General features: G+C 42.6%; 2 protein-coding genes. Both read right to left on the bottom strand.

Features of this window, described 5'->3' with window-relative positions; genetic code table 11:
* Positions 1 to 249 precede the first annotated feature (249 nt).
* Positions 250 to 666 carry a VOC family protein gene (locus tag H5232_RS16740; protein WP_149980586.1) on the bottom strand — a complete coding sequence of 139 codons (417 nt, stop codon included), beginning with the start codon at positions 664 to 666 and terminating at the stop codon, positions 250 to 252.
* A 235-nt stretch (positions 667 to 901) separates the two neighbouring features.
* Positions 902 to 2251 (bottom strand): metalloprotease PmbA, encoded by a 1350-nt coding sequence (pmbA, locus tag H5232_RS16735; protein WP_182760560.1) that lies wholly within the window; start codon positions 2249 to 2251, stop codon positions 902 to 904.
* Positions 2252 to 2530 lie beyond the last annotated feature (279 nt).

Genomic DNA, 2530 nt, shown 5'->3' with positions numbered 1-2530 from the left:
CGTTAAGCTTGCTGACGCAAAAACACCGAAACAATATTGAATATCGCGGTGGCAAGCCACTCGCCTACAAGTGAGTAATTAAACACTGAGATTACCGTTAACACCCGTAGGCGTTAAGCTTGCTGACGCAAAAACACCGAAACAATATTGAATATCGCGGTGGCAAGCCACTCGCCTACAGTGAGTAATTAAACACTGAGATTACCGTTAACACCCGTAGGCGTTAAGCTTGCTGACGCGAAACTAATGTTATAAATCATTATTACGCTCACTAGGAATGTCACTTAAATATTCAACAAACTCTATTTCAAACCCTGCAGGGTCAATAAAATACACATTTTTACGAAATGGATTTACCGCACCTGGCTTATCAATACTGTAACCAGCGCTTTCTAAACGCGAAATTACTGCAGCAATATTATTCGTAACATAAGCAAAGTGCGCTAAGCCAACTTGATGTCCGGTTAAGTCACGGTTGTGTTGTTCACCATGATCACTCAATGCTAAATACTGAAAATCATCGCCAAAGTGCAACCATTTTCGTGGTTTACCGTGCCACTCCCCTTCGCCTTGGCTTCTGATGGACCAGTACGGAAAAGCCGCCTTATAAAAGTGCAGCATAGCTTCAACATCATCGACTACCAAATTTACGTGCTCTAAATACATAATTAAATTCCTTTATTTAAGTAATTAAAGCCACAATAAAACCTCAAGCAAAGTTGAGGTAAAGTGTTTTTTATAAAAGATTTAATAAGTGAAAGGTACTAGGTTAAAGGCTAAAGGCTAAAGGCAGAGACTAGCTCCATCTAACGTCTAAATAAAACAGCGCGGCATAAAGCCGCGCCTGCGCAAATTAAAACTTATAGCTTAAGACTTATGACTTAAAACTTATAGCTTAAACCTAGCTTCCCGCAATCTGCATTTGTTCAATCAATACCGAACCGGTCTGAATTCCACCACGGCGCTCTATGTCACCGCCTATGCCGCTAATGCCTTTAAACATATCTTGCAGTTTACCAGCGATGGTAATTTCGCTTACAGGGTATTGTATTTCGCCATTCTCAACCCAAAAACCGGCAGCACCACGCGAGTAATCACCCGTTACAGTATTAACGCCTTGGCCCATTAACTCAGTGACCAATAAACCGGTGCCCATTGTTTTTAACAGCGCAGCTAAATCAGCATGAGTTTGTTCAACTAACCAGTTATGAATACCACCAGCATGACCGGTAGGTGTCATATTCATTTTTCGGGCTGCGTAGCTCGCTAATAAGTAAGTTTGCAGATCACCGCCTTGAATGATTTCACGGTCGATAGTTTTTACCCCTTCACTATCGAATGGTGAAGACGCTAAACCTTTAAAAATATGCGGGCGCTCTGAAATATTAACGCACTTATTAAATACTTGCGTGCCAAGGCTATCCAACAAAAAGCTCGATTTACGATACAGCGCACCACCACCTATTGCAGACACCAAGTGACCAAACAATGAATTAGCTATATCTGCACGAAAAACAACTGGGACTTTCATGGTACCTAATTTTTTGCTATTGAGCTTAGCAAGAGTTTCACTCGCAGCCTCTAAACCTACTGCCGCAGCATCTTTCAAACCAGCTTGGTCTCGCGCTACGGTATAAGCTGAATCTCGCTGCATTTGCTCACCATCTTTACCAATCACCATAGTACTAATGCTGTGGCGAGTACGCGGGTAACCTGTGATAAGACCATGGCTATTACCATACACACGTAAACCTTGATGCGATGAAAAACTGGCGCCATCTGAATTAACAATACGTGCATCGGCATTTAGCGCCGCTTGCTCTGCAGCATGACACAATTCAATGCCCTGCTCAGGGCTGACATCCCACGGGTGGTATAAATCCAAATCAAGCGGAGCAAATTCAAGTAGGTCTTTATCGGCTACGCCATTATGTGGATCATCTGAAGTAAACTTGGCGATATCAATGGCTTTCTCTACCACTGTACGCAGTGTTTTGGGGTTTAAATCAGCTGTTGACGCAGAGCCTTTGTGATTACCAACGTACACACTGATCCCCAGCCCACCATCTTGGTTAAATTCAATGGTCTCGACTTCACCCATGCGGGTACTAACTGATAAACCTGAGGTGCTCGACATCGCCGCTTCAGCGCCAGTAGCACCGAGTTTTTTCGCGTGTTCTAAAACCTCTGCAACGGCATCTTTTATTTGAGAAATTTGAGTATAAATAGGATCTTGCTGTTGGCTTTTCATATTTTTAGTCCTGAGCTTGGAGCGTTTTGCATGCGCAATCATAATACTTAAATGCTAACACACTCACTGCATTGCATCAGCTAATATTAATCATTAAAAGAATCACGTATATACCCAAGCCACCTCAAGATACAGAATTCAGCGTTTCACAGGGGCTTAATATCAAGGCGTTACTTTGCAAGAATGGCAGTCCCTTTTAAGAAGTAACAACGATGAGAGTAAGTGCCTGTGAAACGCCCAACGGGTTGGTTTAAAAGCGATTTATACTGCGTTATTGAT

The sequence above is a fragment of the Pseudoalteromonas sp. SG41-5 genome (assembly GCF_014164495.1).
Taxonomy (GTDB): domain Bacteria; phylum Pseudomonadota; class Gammaproteobacteria; order Enterobacterales; family Alteromonadaceae; genus Pseudoalteromonas; species Pseudoalteromonas rhizosphaerae.
This window is presented reverse-complemented; position numbering and strand designations above follow the sequence as displayed.

Excerpts from the sequence above, each read along its gene's own strand:
- pmbA (WP_182760560.1), bottom strand. The coding sequence starts at position 2,251 with ATGAAAAGCCAACAGCAAGATCCTATTTATACTCAAATTTCTCAAATA.
- H5232_RS16740 (WP_149980586.1), bottom strand. The coding sequence starts at position 666 with ATGTATTTAGAGCACGTAAATTTGGTAGTCGATGATGTTGAAGCTATG.